This window comes from Nostoc sp. NMS4, from assembly GCF_017115095.1.
Lineage (GTDB): Bacteria > Cyanobacteriota > Cyanobacteriia > Cyanobacteriales > Nostocaceae > Nostoc.
The window spans coordinates 1-16,419 of sequence record NZ_JABXKI010000113.1; the positions used below are offsets into that span (position 1 = coordinate 1).

Genomic DNA, 16,419 nt, shown 5'->3' on the forward strand with positions numbered 1-16,419 from the left:
GCTTCAACTTCTACTTCTTGTGCTACCTTCACTGGTGCAAATTGACGGCTAGAACCTGCTATAGGAGTTGCTTCTACCTCGATTTTGTGGGGTGAACCATCAAAAAATTGTTCAAGCCATGTTAACTTACCTTGTTCGTCGGGAATACCTTTGTAGTCAAAAACTGTTAAATTATGTTCTGTGGCGATCGCTTTTACTTGTAAAGCTACATCTGTGATAGGTTGTCCGGTTCCAGCATCTTTCACCTGTAACCCTAAATTCGCAAGTTTTCCGACAGTTGCGTTTTTATCTCCCTCAATATTAATTTCCAATCCCTGAGATTTTTGAGATGATGGTGCAATGGCTTCGCTACTAATTGAGTGATGTTCGCTGCCATGAGCTTCTGCAACTTCTGCACTAATGTTGATAACTATTAGAGTTATTATAGCCACTACAGTTAATGCACTTAATAAAAGCCGGACTGACTGTGGTGCAATTTCTCCTTGTTGTAGTTCTTCTTGTCCGCCAATAACCCAACCACCTAACAATCCAAGTGATAGTAGAATAGCTGCGATCGCAACAAAATATTTATATTTTATGGGATTTTCCCGAACTTTCAGATTTAAGGTTTGTTCATAAGCAGCAAAACTATTTACTACCAAAGGTGACACTTTAAGTAATAGTTTGTAAGTACCGCGTATAGGTAACATCTGCTGAATTTCTAGCTTACCATCAGGTGCAGTGGCATTCATTTGTAACAAAGTTGTTCCCTCAACAATGGGAAAATCTGTTGTTAACCAAGGATTACGTGGCGGTGTCAAAATTTGTAAATTAATTTTGGCATTTGTTAAAGATTTCCCCGCAGCATCAACAGCTTGTAAAGTTAAAGTAACAGGAGATTGTGCTTTTTCTGCTTCTGCTTCAAAAGGAAGAATACGTTCTAAAGGTGGGTTGGTAGAAAGTAGAACTCTGGATGTAGGAATTTGGGAACTTACCACAAAGGAATAAAGAACTGACAAAGCAATGCAAACAGCACTGATAACTCCAAAAACTCGATATCTTTTCATAAAAACTGACGGTAAATGTAAAAATTATGTAATTTTTGCAACTGAAACTTTAGAGGTTGTTTGAAAAGTGGTTAGTTGTTATTTTTAGCACCTCTTTATCCCCCCTAACCCCCCCCTTTTTAAGGGGGGGGAACTTCTTAAATTCCCCCTTAAAAAGGGTGATTTAGGGGGATCTCATTAATAGTAGTGGATAAAAGCTATTCTAGATTCTTATTACTAAGTCAAATAATTAGTCATAAATTAGACATTATCTTAAATTAAGTTCAGGTGATGTAGAGATGTTGACACTCCCCGCACTAAAGTGACGGGGATTCTACATTCATAGACTCGCCGTTAGACGACAGGCTTGCGCCAATCGCCCAAGAGGGCAAATCTCCTGTAGCGTAAATTCCGGTATGCCCTACCGTACTCAATCCTAATTTCAAAATATTGATGCTAGCGTTCAAGTCTCTATCAGCCACATAGCCACAATAGGGGCATAAATGGGTTCTTGTAGATAGAGACTTTTTCACTTTCTCGCCACAGTTAGAACAATTTTGGCTTGTATTGTGGGGAGGAACAGCAATAGTTACTTTCCCATATTTGTGTCCAAAATACTCTAACCACAGTCGGAAAGTGTACCATCCAGCATCACTGATAGATTTAGCTAAATGTCGGTTACGAACCAACCCTTTCACATTTAAATCTTCATAGGCTACCAAATCATTAGATTGGATGACGGAGTATGCTAATCTCTTGCAGTACTCTTTTCGTTGCCTACTTACCCTTAAATGTTTACGGGCATACCTAACTCTAGCTTTGTGGTAATTGTTGGATTGTCTAACCTTGGCTTTTTTCTTTATCGGGCTGAACTTCTTCGACTTTTTACGATTGGCACGGTTCAAGGCTTTCTCGGACTTGCGGTAAAACTTAGGTGCAGGTTCTACATTACCTTTACTATCGGCAATGAAATATTTCAAACCTAAGTCAATACCAACCAGTTGTTGAGTCGGCCGTGTCTCAACTTTAATCTCAACATCAATCGCAAATTGAACATAGTAGCCATCAGCACGACGTACTAACCGGACACGCTTAATTTGCTTAATGTCGTAGTAATTAAGGTCGTAGGTTCCCTTTAGTTTTAAAGTTCCAATGCCTTTCTTATCAGAGAAAGTAATCGCTTTCCGGTTAGTGGAAAGTTTAAACCCAGTAGTTTTGTATTCAACTGATCGGCAATGTTTTTTAAACTTAGGGAATCCCCTTTTACCCAAAACTTTCTTTTTGCAGTTAGACGCTCGCGGACTCGCTACCGCTACGCTATCGTAAAACCGTGCTATGGCTGACCACGCACGTTCAGCAGCAGACTGTCTAGCCATTGAATTAAGTTCATCAGCAAAGGGAAATTCAGCAGCAAGTACAGCGCAATATTTATTCAGATCGTACTTAGTGATATTTTTATTGTCCATCCAATATCTCAAAGATTTATTCTGGATGAACTGACTAGTACGAATAGCGTCATCTATTGCACGATACTGCCTGTCTTTCCCTTTGACTTTGAACTCGTAAATTATCATCGGCTCGACCAACCAACTACATACTTATGCTATTGTGCTTTGCATAAACTAACAATCAATGCAAAACAAAGCTTCACGGAGTCCTTTAGGACTCAGTTAGCTTTCATCCCCAGCAATCAAGTACGAAATACGCAACTGCGTTGCTGTTTCTCAGGGGTTTTCAGCATTTCCCTTATAAACAAAACATCTCTACAAAACCTAAAAGTCATTTCCCAGCCAAAATACTGGCGCTAAATTTGCGCTATTTTAGCGTCGTAACTTTGTTATGTTACCTAGCAAAGCTTCATGTACATAAAAAATCTTGGGATTATGATAATTTAGTGACATGCAACGCCTAATGTGTGGTGACGTGCTGAGTGTGTTGTGTTATGAGCCGCAGGATAGGTGGAGAACAAAACAGTCCAGATAACTAAAGAAGATAGCATCATATAAAGCGTTACCTGCACAGGTTTGGATAAGGTAATACCTGCGGTCTTCTGGAATAGGGAAATATGAGAAAAAGTAGTCATTTTTGACCTCCTAATAATAAATTTGGGTAATTCATCAATCAAAGGGCATAACGCCACTTGATTGCAAAAAGATATACCATCAACTTTGTATTTGACAAGTGTGTATCAAATGTATTGTGTAATTCGACTTTAGTGAATACTATACTATTCTTTGACATCGACCGATCGCAATGCAGTAATCTACACATAAAGTCCATACAAATAACAAAAGAATGACATACGGTTTTGAGTGATGGCATTTTCAGCGATGCTAACACGAAGGTAACAGATAAAAATTAAAAATACTCATGTTGCCAAATATCCAAAATTATTTGCAGAAACGTGATTTATGTTATCTCTAAACCAATTAAATACGCTACAGATTAGGAATAGTTTCTTGCTTGCGTCCATATCCAAGGTGTTATTATACCCATTCTTTGTACTTTAAGTACTGCTGAAGCAATCAGCATATCAGGAATATGCATGAAACAGTTAATTTTATCCGAATATTATTTATACATAACTAAGCGTATAAATACAGTTAAAACCCAGAAAATTTTGGCGAGAGTTTTTCGGGACTGATTCTTGCTCGCACTAGATTTAACAACTTAACTGGCAGTTTAGAAGCATTTAAAAATTATTGACAATAATTATTAATTCCTCTAATATCTAAAAGCAATTGCAAATCTTTTGCAATTCTTTTTGAGCGCTAACCGTAATTAAATGTCATGCCCAACAACTTCGCTCTGGGTAACACAAAACCTTTGAGCCGCCGTCAATTACTGAAGCTCGGCCTAGCAGGTGCTGGAGTAACTGGTGCAGCTGGACTTTGGCAGATGTTAAATCTACAAAGTAAGTCAATCGTCAAAGTGCCGCCACTCAATATAGAAGCACCAGACGACGCTACTAACCCAATGAAGATGTTAAGGGATTTTGATTATGGGACGGTAAAGCGAGAAAATGGGCGGACTATCCGGGAATTTCAGTTAACTGCTGGTACTTCCATCATTAAACTGAATAGTGCTGTCTCTTACAACATTTGGGATTTAAACGGTCGCATCCCAGGGCCAACGCTACGGGCAAAAGAGGGCGATCGCATCCGGGTACTATTTCTCAATAATGCGGGACATTCTCACTCTTTACATTTTCATGGCATTCATCCAGCAGAAATGGATGGTGTTCGCCCAATCAGCAATGGTAGCGCCACAATTTACGAATTTGATGCTGAACCTTATGGCGTTCACTTATACCACTGCCATATTGAACCAGTCACCCGTCACATTGCCAAGGGACTGTACGGAATGTTTATCATCGATCCGCCTACTCCCCGTCCCCCGGCTGATGAAATCGTACTAGTGATGGGTGGATATGACGTGAATGATGATAGCCATAACGATTATTACGCCTTCAACGGTCTGCCCCACTATTACATGCATCATCCCATTGGCATTTACAAAGATCAGTTGATTCGGCTATATGTTCTCAACATCATTGAATACGATCCGGCAGTAACATTTCATCTCCACGCCAACTTCTTTGATGTCTATCGCTATGGCATGACTATGACTCCTAGCGAGAAAGCAGATGTGATTACGATGGGTGTCGCAGAAAGGCACATCTTAGAATTCGCTTTTCGCTATCCAGGTAAGTATATGTTCCATCCCCATCAGGATGCGATCGCCGAAAACGGTTGCATGGGTCAATTTGAAGTACTTGCCCAAAGCAACTCTCAAAATAATGTTAAGCATTCCTGACAATATTATTAGTAATTTGTAATTAATTTATTAAAGTTTTGGCAAGTAGTTGATAAAAAATCTCATTATATGCAACAGTAAAATCTATGACAATCTGTCAAACAAACTACTTTCTAGTAGTAGTTTGAAATGTTTCAATTAATACCTTTTAATTTGTGTGAGGATCAAAAATGATAAAACTTCGTTATATATGTTTAGCAGCAGCAGCAGCCGTAATAGTTACCTTGAGTTCCTGTAGTAATACCCCAACCGCAGAAAATCCATCAGCACCAGTTGCTAGCCCTCCAGCTACAGAGGCAGTCAGTAATAACAGCCATAGCGGTCATAGTAGTAAAGAAAAAATTAACATTAACACTGCTATTTTGTCAGAACTAGATAAATTTGAAGGAAAGCTAGGTGTTCCGGCATTATCGAACAAAATCCAGGCAAATCGCCCTTATGGTAGCCCAGAAGATTTAGTTACTAAAAAAGTAATTACTCAAGAGCAGTTTGACCAAATTAAAGACCAGGTTGGTGTTCAAGAAGTTGTACTCACAGGCGAGGCAAAAGATGTTGATTATATGTCTAAATTAGGCTTAATGAAAGGGCATCTTTTGGTAGCAAAAGAACTGCTCGATCAAAATCAGCCGAAACAGGCAGAACCTCATATTGGGCATCCAGTTGAGGAGATTTATGTTGATGTCGAAGATCAATTGAATGAACGCAAAGTCAAAGAATTTAAGACAACATTGGTAAGTTTGCAAGATTTAGTTAAATCTAATCCGAAGGATAGCAAAGTTAAAACTAATTTTACTTCTTCAGTGCAAGCAGTTGACGGAGCGATCGCAGCTTTGCCAGAAGCTCAACGTTCAAAACCAGGATTTGCGCTACAGGTAATTAACGAACTACTAGATTCAGCCAACTCCGAATATCGCGCTGCGATCGCAAATGGTAAAATAACCGCACCAATTGAGTATCAAGACTCCCGTGGTTTTGTCGTTTACGCCAATGAATTATACAAAGGAATTTCTAGTCAAGTAGCTCAAGCAGATCCCGAAGCACACAAAGCGATCGATGCTAGTTTTACTGAACTAATAAAAGTTTGGCCTAGTGCTATTCCACCAGCAAAAGCAGTCAAAACACCTAATGATGTTACCAAGTTGATCAAAACCATTGAGGAAAACTCTCAAAAAGTGGTTGACAAATCTAATACCCAAGCACAGCGATAAAACTTTGATTTAATGGGAAGTATAGGTTAAGAAGTTTAAAATGAGGAAATCATTAGGAATTACGAATTACGAACTCCTAACTAATTACACTCCCTTCGTTACTTTAACTAACAACTGATGCAAGAACTTGACCATAAAAAGACTATTGACCTGCTGAACGCCATCATGGAATTTGAACTAGCAGGGGTAGTGCGCTACACACATTATTCTTTGATGGTAACTGGCCCTAACCGTATTCCAATTGTGGCTTTTTTCAAAGCACAGGCAAGTGAATCTTTACTTCATGCCGAACAAGTAGGAGAAATTCTCACCGGTTTAGATGGGCATCCCTCCCTGAAAATTGCCCCAATGGAAGAAACCTACCAGCATAAAGTCAAGGATATCTTGGAAGAAAGCTTATCCCATGAAAAAAAGGCATTGGAACTGTATAAAAAATTGCTTGATACTGTCACCAATGCCAGCATTTATCTTGAAGAATTCGCTCGCGGTATGATTGGACAAGAAGAGATGCATAATCTTGAACTGAAAAAAATGCTACGCGATTTTAGTTAATAGTTATTAGTCATTAGTCATTAGTCATTGGTCATTAGTCAAAAAGAAATTCAAAGGACAGATGACAAAGGACAAAGGACAAAGGACGAAGGACTAATGACTAATGATAAAAGATAAAGGACAAAAGATGAATTTTAGTACTGCTCTACCTACTTTTGTAATCACACTCCGAGAAGGAGTAGAAGCTGCCCTTGTTGTTGGTATTGTGCTGGCTTTGCTGAAAAAAGCTAAACAATCCCGACTCAACTCTTGGGTATATGCTGGTGTCGGTGTTGGCATTGTCGTCAGTGCCTTAATAGGTGTGCTATTCAGTTGGGTAATTCAAATATTAGGAGCCGCAAATCCGCAATACACCACCGTAGTTGAGCCAGCGTTGGAGGGTGTGTTTAGTGTATTAGCGATCGCAATGCTCAGTTGGATGCTAATCTGGATGACTAAACAAGCCAGATTCATGAAAGCTACAGTTGAGGGAGCAGTAACAGAAGCGCTGACACAAAACTCAAATTCTGGCTGGGGTGTTTTTAGCTTAATTTTAATTGCCGTTGTCCGCGAAGGCTTTGAAACTGTTCTGTTTGTTGCAGCTAATTTTCAACAGGGATTAATGCCAGCATTGGGCGCTATTGGTGGTTTAGTAGCCGCATCTGCCATTGGAGTGCTGTTATTTAAATGGGGTGTCAACATTAACATCCGCCAATTTTTCCAGGTAATGGGCGTTTTATTAGTGTTGATTGTCGCTGGATTAGTAGTTTCAGGTTTGAAACATTTTGACGAAGCCGTGGCTAACCTTGCCCTTAGCAGTCGTGCTACAGAAGGCCTTTGTTTCTATTACGAACGTTTTACAAAAATCCACTCCTGTATTTTGGGGCCAATGGTTTCCAATACTTCCACAATCTTGCCTGACGAACAGTTTCCTGGCATTATTCTCAAATCTTTATTTGGTTATAGAGACAATCTCTATCTTGTGCAAGCAGTAGGATATGTGACATTTTTACTCACCGTTGGAGGACTGTATTTCCGCAGCCTTGGAGGTGCTTCTCCTAAAGCTAAAAAGAATATTCCCTTTCCTCAAAAACCGATTAGTTCTGCAAAAGATTAAAATTTTTTTGTCTCGTTGCCTCTTTCCCAGTCTCCGACTGGGAATGCCTATTGGGAGGCTCCGCCTCCCCTATTCATCATCAAAGTAGAAGCTCAATCCTTACGATTTTAAATTACACTTATTGTGTTACAAACAACGCTTTCTTAAGTTGCTGACAAGCCTTTTCAATTGCATCTATACTTCCTGGATTCACCAGACCAAAATAATCAAACACATAAACTCGGTTATTTTTAGTTGCTTGCAATTGCTGCCAAAAAGCTTCCTTTTTCAAAGAATCTAAAAGCCCTACTTCTGAATTTCCCTGTGGAGGATTAACTAAAATTATTACCTCTGGATTTGCTTCTAAAACTTTCTCAGCCGAAAGCGTCACATAGCCGCCAACTGGACTTTTACCCTGTAAATCTGCGGCTATATTTTTCGCCTGAAATTTCGCTAGCAAATCTCCTGCCCAACTGTTTTTATTCGGCGCTAAAATTGGTTGACGACTAACCAGCGCAAGAGTAGAAAAACCCTGAGTTGGCTTTTCTGGCAAGAAAGTTTTATAACGGTTTAACAAAGGCTGAGGATCGGCATTAATTAACACAGCCAGTTTTTTAGTAAGTTCTTCTAGAGATTTCCAGCTATTCACCTTAGTGAGCAAAGTTTGAATTCCTAGCTGCTGAAGTTTTTGAATTGGGATGTTAGAAAAACCTTCAGCACCAATAACTAAATCTGGCTTCAGTGCTACCACTTTCTCTAAATTTGGTGGACTTTGCCCTTCACTAACGCGGGGAATATCCTTGAATCTTGAGTCATTCTTAAATAATTTACTACCAGTAATACCAACAACTTTTGTTTGATCAAGTCGAGAGATAATATCAGCAGAAAGAGAAGAAAGAGCAACAACTCTTTTTGCCGATCCTTTTGATAATTGCTGAGAATTCGTGTTAGTCGCCTCAGTAGTATTTTCCACTTTGGTTTGTGGTTGCTGAGTATTTGCAGTGGTGCAAGCAACTAAAACTATACTCAACAAAATTGCGAAAGCAGATAATAACCAACGACGATGCATATTAAAATTCCTTATATAACTAAGAATGTATAACAGAATGTTTGTAAAGCCCTGGCGACTAAAAGTCGCGGCTACACAGACAAAACCTGCCTCCGCAGGTTAAAGACGCTTAATTTTTTCTTAGTCCACGGAGGTGGACTTTGTTTGTGTAGCTGCGATTTCCAATCGCCCAATACTTTTAAAGCATCCTTTAAAATTGATATCGATTAGGTCTGTTGTAGCTGCTAAGACCAATGTACGCCCATCTCAATGTAATTCTCCCAATCTCCAGTTAAACTTACTTCGTCTCCATCCAATTTTCACCAACACGCGCCTCTACCAGCAACGGGACACTCAACTGGACTGCATTTTCCATCACCGACTTAATTTGCAGTTGTAATTCTCCCCACTCATCAGGGGGAATTTCAAATACTAATTCATCATGAACTTGCAACAACAAACGTGCCTGATAGTTCTTCAAAACCTCATGCAATCTCACCATTGCAATTTTGATAATATCAGCGTTAGAACCTTGAATTGGTGCATTAGCCGCAGAGCGTAATAAACCTGCATCATAAGCACCCAAATTTTTCAATTTACTCAGGTTGATATCTTCAGGATTACTGCCTTTTAATTTGCGTAAACTGTTATTAGTAAAGTCAAAGTAACGACGACGACCGAAAATAGTTTCTACATAACCAAGAGCGATCGCTTCTTTTTTCACTCGTTCCAAATATGCAAATACTTTCGGATATCGTTCATTAAATCGCTTAATGAACTCGTTGGCAATAGTCTTATCTATCCCAGTTGAACGCGAAAACCTCAGAGAACCCATTCCATAAATCACACCAAAGTTGATAGTTTTCGCCATTCCTCGTTCTTCGGAGGTGATATTTTCTTTTTCAAATACTAACCGCGCCGTAACAGTGTGAACATCTTCATTTTGCTGATATGCTTGTACTAATATCGGCTCTTGACTTAAATGAGCCAATATTCGTAACTCAATTTGTGAGTAATCAGCAGCCACCATTAACCAACCAGATTCCGGTAAAAACGCCTTACGAATTTGGCGACTAAAAGCTGTACGAATGGGAATGTTTTGTAAATTCGGATTAGAAGACGATAACCTACCAGTTGATGTTGCTGCTTGATTAAAATCAGTATGCACTCGCTGGGTATCTCGACGCACCAACGCAGGTAATGCATCAACATAAGTAGACTTTAATTTAGATAGGGTGCGATACTCAATAATCGCTTCAACAAATCCAGTTTTATCATCTTCTTGAAGTCTTTCCAGTGTTGCCGCATCTGTAGAGTAGCCAGTTTGAATTTTACGAGAATGTCTAGTACTTAGTCCCAATTTTTCAAACAAAATTTGGCTCAGTTGCTTGGGAGAACCCAAGTTAAAATTTTCCCCAGCTATTTCAGTTGCTTCCTCTTTTAACCTGGCTAACTCTGTTTCTAAATGCTGCGAAAGTTCTTGTAAATAAGCTGAATTAATCCGAACGCCTGTATATTCCATTTCGGCTAAAACTGATTCTAGCGGCTGTTCGACTTCCACAAATAGTTTAGATAAAGCTGGAAATTGCTCCAGATCCTCACGCAATTTCGACACTAAACCAAAGGTAGAATAAGCATCCATCCCGCAGTAATCTGCAACGGCGGGAATATCTATATCAGCGATAGTTTTGCCTTTAGGAACTAAATCTAAGTAACTTTTAGCTATCAATCCCAAATATCGTTGCGATAAATCCGTCAAATTATGACTGGAATCGGGATTTAGAATGTAACTTGCCAGCATGGGATCAAATATCACTCCCGCCAAATTAATTCCTTGACACCTGAGAACTAAGCGGTCAAATTTGGCATTTTGTAAAGCTTTGGGATAATCAGCACTTTCGAGAATTGGGCGTAATGCTTCTAGCACCAAATCTTTATGCAAATTTTCCCCAGTTTTATGCCCGACAGGAATATAGGCTACTTCATCTGGTTGCATTCCCCAGCAGCAACCAATTCCTACTAAGTCAGCATCTCTAGGTTCTAAATCGGTGGTTTCAGTATCCCAAGCAACGGGAGTTTCTGGATTAGTGAATTTTTGCAAAATTTTCACTAACTCGGTTAATTTTGCTTCGGTATTGATGATGTGTGGTGTAATTGGAGAAGTAGATTTTTGTGGAACTGCGGCTGTATCACTAGCACTGAAAAACCACAAATCATTATCTTCATTAGCGCTGAATTCTGAGTTAGTAAAATTAGGCTTACTTGCGTCTGTTTTGGCTTCTTGCTTCTCTTCAATTTTGCCACCAAAACGCTGCTGAAGGTCATTTATCCTGCCTAAAAAAGACTTAAATTCTAACTTTTCTAAAATTGGTGATAAGACGCTTGTATCAAAGCCTTTTAATTTGCAATCTTCTAAATCAAATTCTATAGGAACATCTAAAACTATGGTTGCCAAATAGCGAGACTTCTCGGCATCTTCTTTACCTGCTGCCAGTTTCTTCTGAGTTGCGCCTTTAATTTCATCTAACGCAGCATAAACACGATCGAGTGAACCATAGGTATTCAGCAGTTGCACTGCTGTTTTTTCCCCAATTCCCTTGACACCAGGAATATTATCTGATTTATCACCACAAAGAGCTTTGAAATCAACAATTTGTGAAGGCAAAACGCCCATCTTCTCTTTGACTTGTTCTGCTTCAAATTCTGTGATGCTATTTGTAGAGCGCTTGAGGGCATCTGGACTAAAATTTAAAACAGTGATTTCTTTGTCAGAGTCGATTAGTTGAAATAAATCGCGATCGCCAGTGAGAATCTTCACCCTATAACCAGCCGCAGTGACTCGCTGTGCTAAGGTTCCCAAAATATCATCAGCCTCAAAACCAGGGGCAGTGAAAAAGGGTAGATTGAAGCCATTCAACAACTCATGCAGGTTTTCTAAGTCGGGAATGAAGTCTTCCGGCGTTTCCGGGCGATCGGCTTTATAAGTATCGTCAGCTTCGTGGCGAAAAGTTGCCTCACCCAAATCAAAAGCGATCGCCATTGCTTGAGGCTGTTGTGTTGCCATTACTTCCAACAGGCACTTCACAAAACCAAAACATATACTGGTAGGAATCCCTGCTTTAGTACGCAGTCCTCCATCTCGCCCTTTGGCGAAAGCAAAGTAGGAACGATAAGCCAGCGAGTGTCCATCTACGAGGATGAACGTGGGGCGTGTTGCAGTTGCAGAAGTGAAAGTTTCAGACATAGCCCTATTTTAGCCAGAAGCTTTGTCACATAGTTAGCAATTTCAGATGCTCGTTCAACCAGAAGCTTTGGTGATAATAGCCCCGTTTTGACATACAAGTTAATATTACGTATAATTTTAGACAAGATTATCTCTACGCATTTACAGCTTTAGTACGGAAGCCAAGTAGAACCACCTTTTGGCAGGGATGCCAGCCCAATTAAGTACGTGAGTATAAGCATATTAACCACATAGTAACTAGATCCCCAATTTATCATCAGAAGTCGGGGATCTATGTCCTGAGCCTTTTATGTTTAATTATGTTGACCTAGCTTACTTCTCAGAAACAAACAAAAACTAGCTTAATATTTCGACATAAGATTACCACTATCAAACCTTTTACACTTAACAAAACTTTATGTATACCAATCAAAAAGTCTATTTGTCGAAGGAATTTAAACATAATAACTTTACATAAAGTTACGTGTATTTATCAAGACTACAAACAAAGTTTCAGAGTTAGAAATAGGTTAGTAATTCCGTAATGATTCGTTTGAGAAAGGCATCTCTTATCCATGACAACAAAACTATTCAATACTCTAGCTGCTGCCACAACCTTGGCAGGAATTGTTGCAACATCTGGAGCAGCTAATGCAGCTTCTCTCTCCTACACCAGTTCCACTAATTACGATTTCACAAATATCATTGATGCACCTCTGAGCGTCCAAAAATTTAACTCATCTCTGGGTACGCTCAAGGGTGTAACCATAAGTTTTACTGGCGACATACTTGGAAATGCAGGTTTTGAAAACAGGAGTCCAACAGCGACTCAGGTAACAGTAAATCTTGCTAGTCAACTCAGCTTACAACTAAATAATCAGTCTCTGTTTGCGCTCAATCCCCAAGATGTATCGAGTTATCAAGCTGGTAAATATGACAAGATCACTGATTATAGTGGCACTTCTGGAAAGACTATTTCTAACTTAACTGCCACACAATCTGCTACTCAGTCTTTCACCAATACTCAATTCTTGCAGTCTTTGACTGGTAATGGTGACGTGGATTTTTTGTTCTCAGCTTTAGCCAACTCAGTAGTTACGGGTTCAGGCAACATGAGATCCTATATTGATACTTATGCTAAAGCAGGTATCCAAGTAACTTATGACTACGATGTTAAAGCAGTACCTGAATCCTCTACAACACTTGGAATTGGTTTAATTGCTGGGCTTTGTTTGTTGTCACAACGCAAAAAAAGCTGGCTAAAAATGCCCAATTCATAGACTTTATTAAATAGGTAGGTTTTTTCCACCCTATTTATCGATCGGGCAATCTAATTTAAATAAAAAAACCCGATTTTTTCGAGAATCGGGTTTTTTATTGCGCCTATTAGCCATAATTTTTAAGACTTACCTAATTTTTTCTACTACTCCCCACTGGTCGCTAGAGCCTGTTAACCTCTTACTGGAACTTAAAATCTAGGAAATTATGCAGAAAGCATCTACTGACAATCAGGCTGCTGCAAAAGAAATTAAACTACTAGTTTTGGATATAGATGGCACGATCGCAGGAGACTCTAACACGATCAGCGAACCTGTAAAGCAAGCAATCTTTGCAGCCCAAGCACGAGGAATTCAAGTGGCGATCGCTACAGGTCGGATGTATCGTTCAGCCTTGCGCTTCCACCAAGAAATCGGCTCTACCCTACCATTAATGGCCTATCAGGGAGCCTGGATTCAAGACCCGATCGCTGAAAAAATTCATCGCCATTGGGTTGTTCCCAAAGAAATCGCCCACCAGTTACTCGACTATTTTGAACAGCCAGAGTTGCGATCGCTTCTATCTGTTCACTTTTACATCAACGATCAACTCTACGTCCGTGAGTTAACCAGAGAAACCCAAATTTATGCAGAACGTTCTGGTGTTATCCCGATTCCTGTGGGTGATTTGCGTCAAGCCTTAACGAATGAACCGACAAAAATTCTTGCTTTGTCAGATGACATAGATATAATCGACAAGCTATTGGGAAATTTACGCCGCCAATACACACCTGCTGAACTTTATCTGACAACCTCTGTTGCTACCTTTTTTGAAGCCACTAACGCCTCTGTAAATAAAGGGACTGCTATACGTTACCTAGCCGAAGAATTGCTGGGATTACAATTAGCCAACGTTATGGCGATTGGCGATAACTTCAATGATCTGGAAATGCTGGAGTATGCCGGACTTGGTGTAGCTATGGGCAATGCACCAGCAGGAGTAAAAGCGATCGCTAACTGGGTAGCTCCTAGCGTAGAGTCAGATGGGGCAGCAGTAGCAATTGAAAAGTTTTTGCTATGGTGAAGGCATTTTTTCAAATCTAAACCCATAGAAATCAGAAAGGACACCGACGACTTGCCGTGTTTCGTCTCGGTGCCCCTGCTGGTTCGCTCCTCACACACCTGCTAATTTAGCCGAGGTGGTGCATTGAGTCAATAGCTATATAAAAAGTTTTTATTTTTGTCTAAGCGACATTACCGATTTATAGCTCCAAAGGCGCAAAAACCCCCAGACTTTCTTCTAGGACAAATCTTAATACTGACTGAGTAGCCATGAGCAATCCGAGTCTAGCTTGGGCCAGTTCTGGCGAGGTAATTTTCACCTCACCCCAAATCCGGCAATTAGACCAAAACTTTTCAAAAGCTTGGCTCAAATTCAGCGCTACTTTCTCCCATTTCACAGAACCGCTAACATCAGGACACTCTATGTTGTCTACCACTTGTATTAATTCGCCAATTAGACGACGCTCATCTGGATGATTTAGCCGTGGTGTTCCATCCCAATTAAGCCAAGGTAGAGGGTTAGGAGAGATAACATCCCAAAAAGCTGGACTACTATTTGCAACTGGTTCTCTAAGTTTTATCAATCCCTCTCGATGAGCCAGAAGCACTAACGAACAGCAGCGTGCATGAGCATATTGAATAGCGAATTGGGCATGGGGCATTGGGCATTGGGAAAGAGAAGGCAGGAGGCAGAAGTTCTTTAATTTTGAATTTTGAATTTTGAATTTTGAATTGATTGCTCCCCCACTGCCGACTACGAGACTTTGTAACCAAGTCGCCAAGGTTGAGTGAGTTAATTCAAAATTTATCCAACCAGGGGGAACTATTTGGATGCTAAAAACGTCCTCACAAATCCCTGATAAATCAGAGGCGATCGCACTGGCAAGCTCCATCGCTTTTCGATTCTGAGATTTTGATAGTCGCAGAGACACACTTGAGGTATAGAAAACTCTATTATCATCTCTACCTTTATATAGATGTATTATTTCATCTTCTATGCATCTGTTTTCTGATTTATAAGTATCAATGCTTAGTGATTTTATTAAATAACTATACAATAGCTGCTTGATTGACGTATATTTGCTAACTGGTAATCTATAATGCACGTAATACTATTTAAACAGTCATGTAAGATATATTTGTTACTTTTCTGTCATCTCTCTTACGGTATAAATTTAATTTAGATGAAGAAAAATGAGAAGAGGATAAAATTTGATGAATAATCGATGAATAGTAAGTAAACTTTACTACCATCATTGTACAGTAGGAAGTATAACAAAAGAGTAGAGAGTAATTTGCTTTCTATTCTTTGGATTGGCTGGCGCTGTTAGGCGTTAGGCCTGCCTCGTCAACACAAAGACACTCCTTGCACCCTTTTATTTACGTCTTTGTCTTCAGCCGAACGCTCTTTGTTACCTATGCAATCTCCATCCTCCTTTTCTGAGGCATCACGGCCTTTTTTGACTTGGCAACGCATTCTTGACTGGGCTCAAGAACACTACCGTTGCCGCACCTTTAGCAAAGATGAGCGCATTCCAGCCCGGCCTGGATTGCTGTATTTGGTGCAAAGGGGTGCGATCCGCATGGTAGGAACCGCCCAAGTTAGTGCGACTGCTAGTCAGTTAACGTCTCGACGAATCAACAGAACTCCAGAAGAAGCGTTCTTGGGTTTTGTGGGAGCGGGACAGCCATTTGAAATTGTTGCTCAATCACCATTCACACTCCAGGCTTACGCCCATGTTGACCAAACTGCGGTGTTGTGGATGTACTGGCACGATTTAGACAATTGGCCTCACTTCCGTCGGGAAGTTATGGATGCCTTTAGGTATCAGCACCAGCGTAAGCTGCTGTGGCTGAGTGCCTTGGGACAACGCCGCACAATTGACCGACTCTTAGGATTTCTCACATTGTTAATTGAGGAATATGGAGAGCCAGCAATGAGCGACACCGACCCTGATGTGATTCGCGGTTATTGTCTGCCCTTTCCCCTCACTCATGCCCAAATTGGTAGCGCGATTGGTTCCACTCGTGTCACCGTCACCCGCTTGATGGGTAAGCTGCGTCAACGTGGTTTAATCCTGACTCAAGGGGATAATCTCATTTGCTTGCCAGCAGAGTCGATTAATAGAGCTGGTTAAGGTACAGTTCAGAGCG

The 16,419-nt window shown here is 40.2% G+C and carries 13 protein-coding genes; 7 read left to right on the forward strand and 6 right to left on the reverse strand.

Annotated elements, in window-relative coordinates:
* The 3 genes from HWQ37_RS08635 to HWQ37_RS08645 all read right to left on the reverse strand — a co-directional run.
* A partial coding sequence (locus tag HWQ37_RS08635; RefSeq protein WP_292745867.1) for a hypothetical protein occupies window positions 1-1,046 on the reverse strand: 1,046 nt, incomplete at its 3' end.
* Between the two features lie 296 nt (window positions 1,047-1,342).
* Complete coding sequence (locus HWQ37_RS08640; RefSeq protein ID WP_292745868.1) at window positions 1,343-2,599, reverse strand: RNA-guided endonuclease InsQ/TnpB family protein; 1,257 nt, start codon at window positions 2,597-2,599, stop codon at window positions 1,343-1,345.
* A 317-nt stretch (window positions 2,600-2,916) separates the two neighbouring features.
* Window positions 2,917-3,108: a CbtB domain-containing protein gene (locus HWQ37_RS08645; RefSeq protein WP_292745869.1), complete on the reverse strand. Its 192-nt coding sequence runs from the start codon at window positions 3,106-3,108 to the stop codon at window positions 2,917-2,919.
* Between the two features lie 707 nt (window positions 3,109-3,815).
* Between HWQ37_RS08645 and HWQ37_RS08650 the strand changes: the two genes are divergently transcribed.
* The 4 genes from HWQ37_RS08650 to HWQ37_RS08665 all read left to right on the forward strand — a co-directional run bounded on the left by HWQ37_RS08650 (window position 3,816) and on the right by HWQ37_RS08665 (window position 7,697).
* Window positions 3,816-4,841, forward strand: a complete 1,026-nt coding sequence (locus HWQ37_RS08650; RefSeq protein WP_292745871.1) for a multicopper oxidase domain-containing protein — start codon at window positions 3,816-3,818, stop codon at window positions 4,839-4,841.
* A 170-nt stretch (window positions 4,842-5,011) separates the two neighbouring features.
* Complete coding sequence (locus HWQ37_RS08655; RefSeq protein WP_292745873.1) at window positions 5,012-6,049, forward strand: helix-hairpin-helix domain-containing protein; 1,038 nt, start codon at window positions 5,012-5,014, stop codon at window positions 6,047-6,049.
* Between the two features lie 117 nt (window positions 6,050-6,166).
* On the forward strand, window positions 6,167-6,601 hold the full coding sequence (locus HWQ37_RS08660; RefSeq protein ID WP_292740978.1) for a ferritin-like domain-containing protein: 435 nt from the start codon (window positions 6,167-6,169) through the stop codon (window positions 6,599-6,601).
* 127 nt (window positions 6,602-6,728) lie between these two features.
* A complete protein-coding gene (locus HWQ37_RS08665; protein WP_292745976.1) occupies window positions 6,729-7,697 on the forward strand; it encodes an FTR1 family iron permease in 969 nt (322 codons plus the stop codon).
* Window positions 7,698-7,815: 118 nt separating this feature from the next.
* Here HWQ37_RS08665 and HWQ37_RS08670 read toward each other — a convergent pair whose 3' ends face one another.
* Window positions 7,816-8,745 (reverse strand): ABC transporter substrate-binding protein, encoded by a 930-nt coding sequence (locus tag HWQ37_RS08670; RefSeq protein ID WP_292745875.1) that lies wholly within the window; start codon window positions 8,743-8,745, stop codon window positions 7,816-7,818.
* Window positions 8,746-9,022: 277 nt separating this feature from the next.
* The gene (gene polA, locus HWQ37_RS08675) at window positions 9,023-11,968 is read right to left on the reverse strand and encodes a DNA polymerase I (RefSeq protein WP_292745877.1); all 2,946 of its coding nucleotides are present in this window, start codon (window positions 11,966-11,968) and stop codon (window positions 9,023-9,025) included.
* Window positions 11,969-12,522: 554 nt separating this feature from the next.
* On the opposite strand from polA, the gene HWQ37_RS08680 reads away from it, so the two are divergent.
* Window positions 12,523-13,227, forward strand: a complete 705-nt coding sequence (locus HWQ37_RS08680) for a PEP-CTERM sorting domain-containing protein (protein ID WP_292745879.1) — start codon at window positions 12,523-12,525, stop codon at window positions 13,225-13,227.
* Window positions 13,228-13,432: 205 nt separating this feature from the next.
* Window positions 13,433-14,287 carry a Cof-type HAD-IIB family hydrolase gene (locus HWQ37_RS08685; RefSeq protein ID WP_292745881.1) on the forward strand — a complete coding sequence of 285 codons (855 nt, stop codon included), beginning with the start codon at window positions 13,433-13,435 and terminating at the stop codon, window positions 14,285-14,287.
* A 178-nt stretch (window positions 14,288-14,465) separates the two neighbouring features.
* On the opposite strand, the gene HWQ37_RS08690 is transcribed toward HWQ37_RS08685, so the two are convergent.
* Window positions 14,466-15,158, reverse strand: a complete 693-nt coding sequence (locus HWQ37_RS08690; protein WP_465249680.1) for a DALR anticodon-binding domain-containing protein — start codon at window positions 15,156-15,158, stop codon at window positions 14,466-14,468.
* A gap of 525 nt (window positions 15,159-15,683) precedes the next feature.
* Here HWQ37_RS08690 and HWQ37_RS08695 point away from each other — a divergent pair.
* Complete coding sequence (locus HWQ37_RS08695; protein ID WP_012412419.1) at window positions 15,684-16,403, forward strand: Crp/Fnr family transcriptional regulator; 720 nt, start codon at window positions 15,684-15,686, stop codon at window positions 16,401-16,403.
* The last annotated feature ends 16 nt before the right edge of the window (window positions 16,404-16,419 follow it).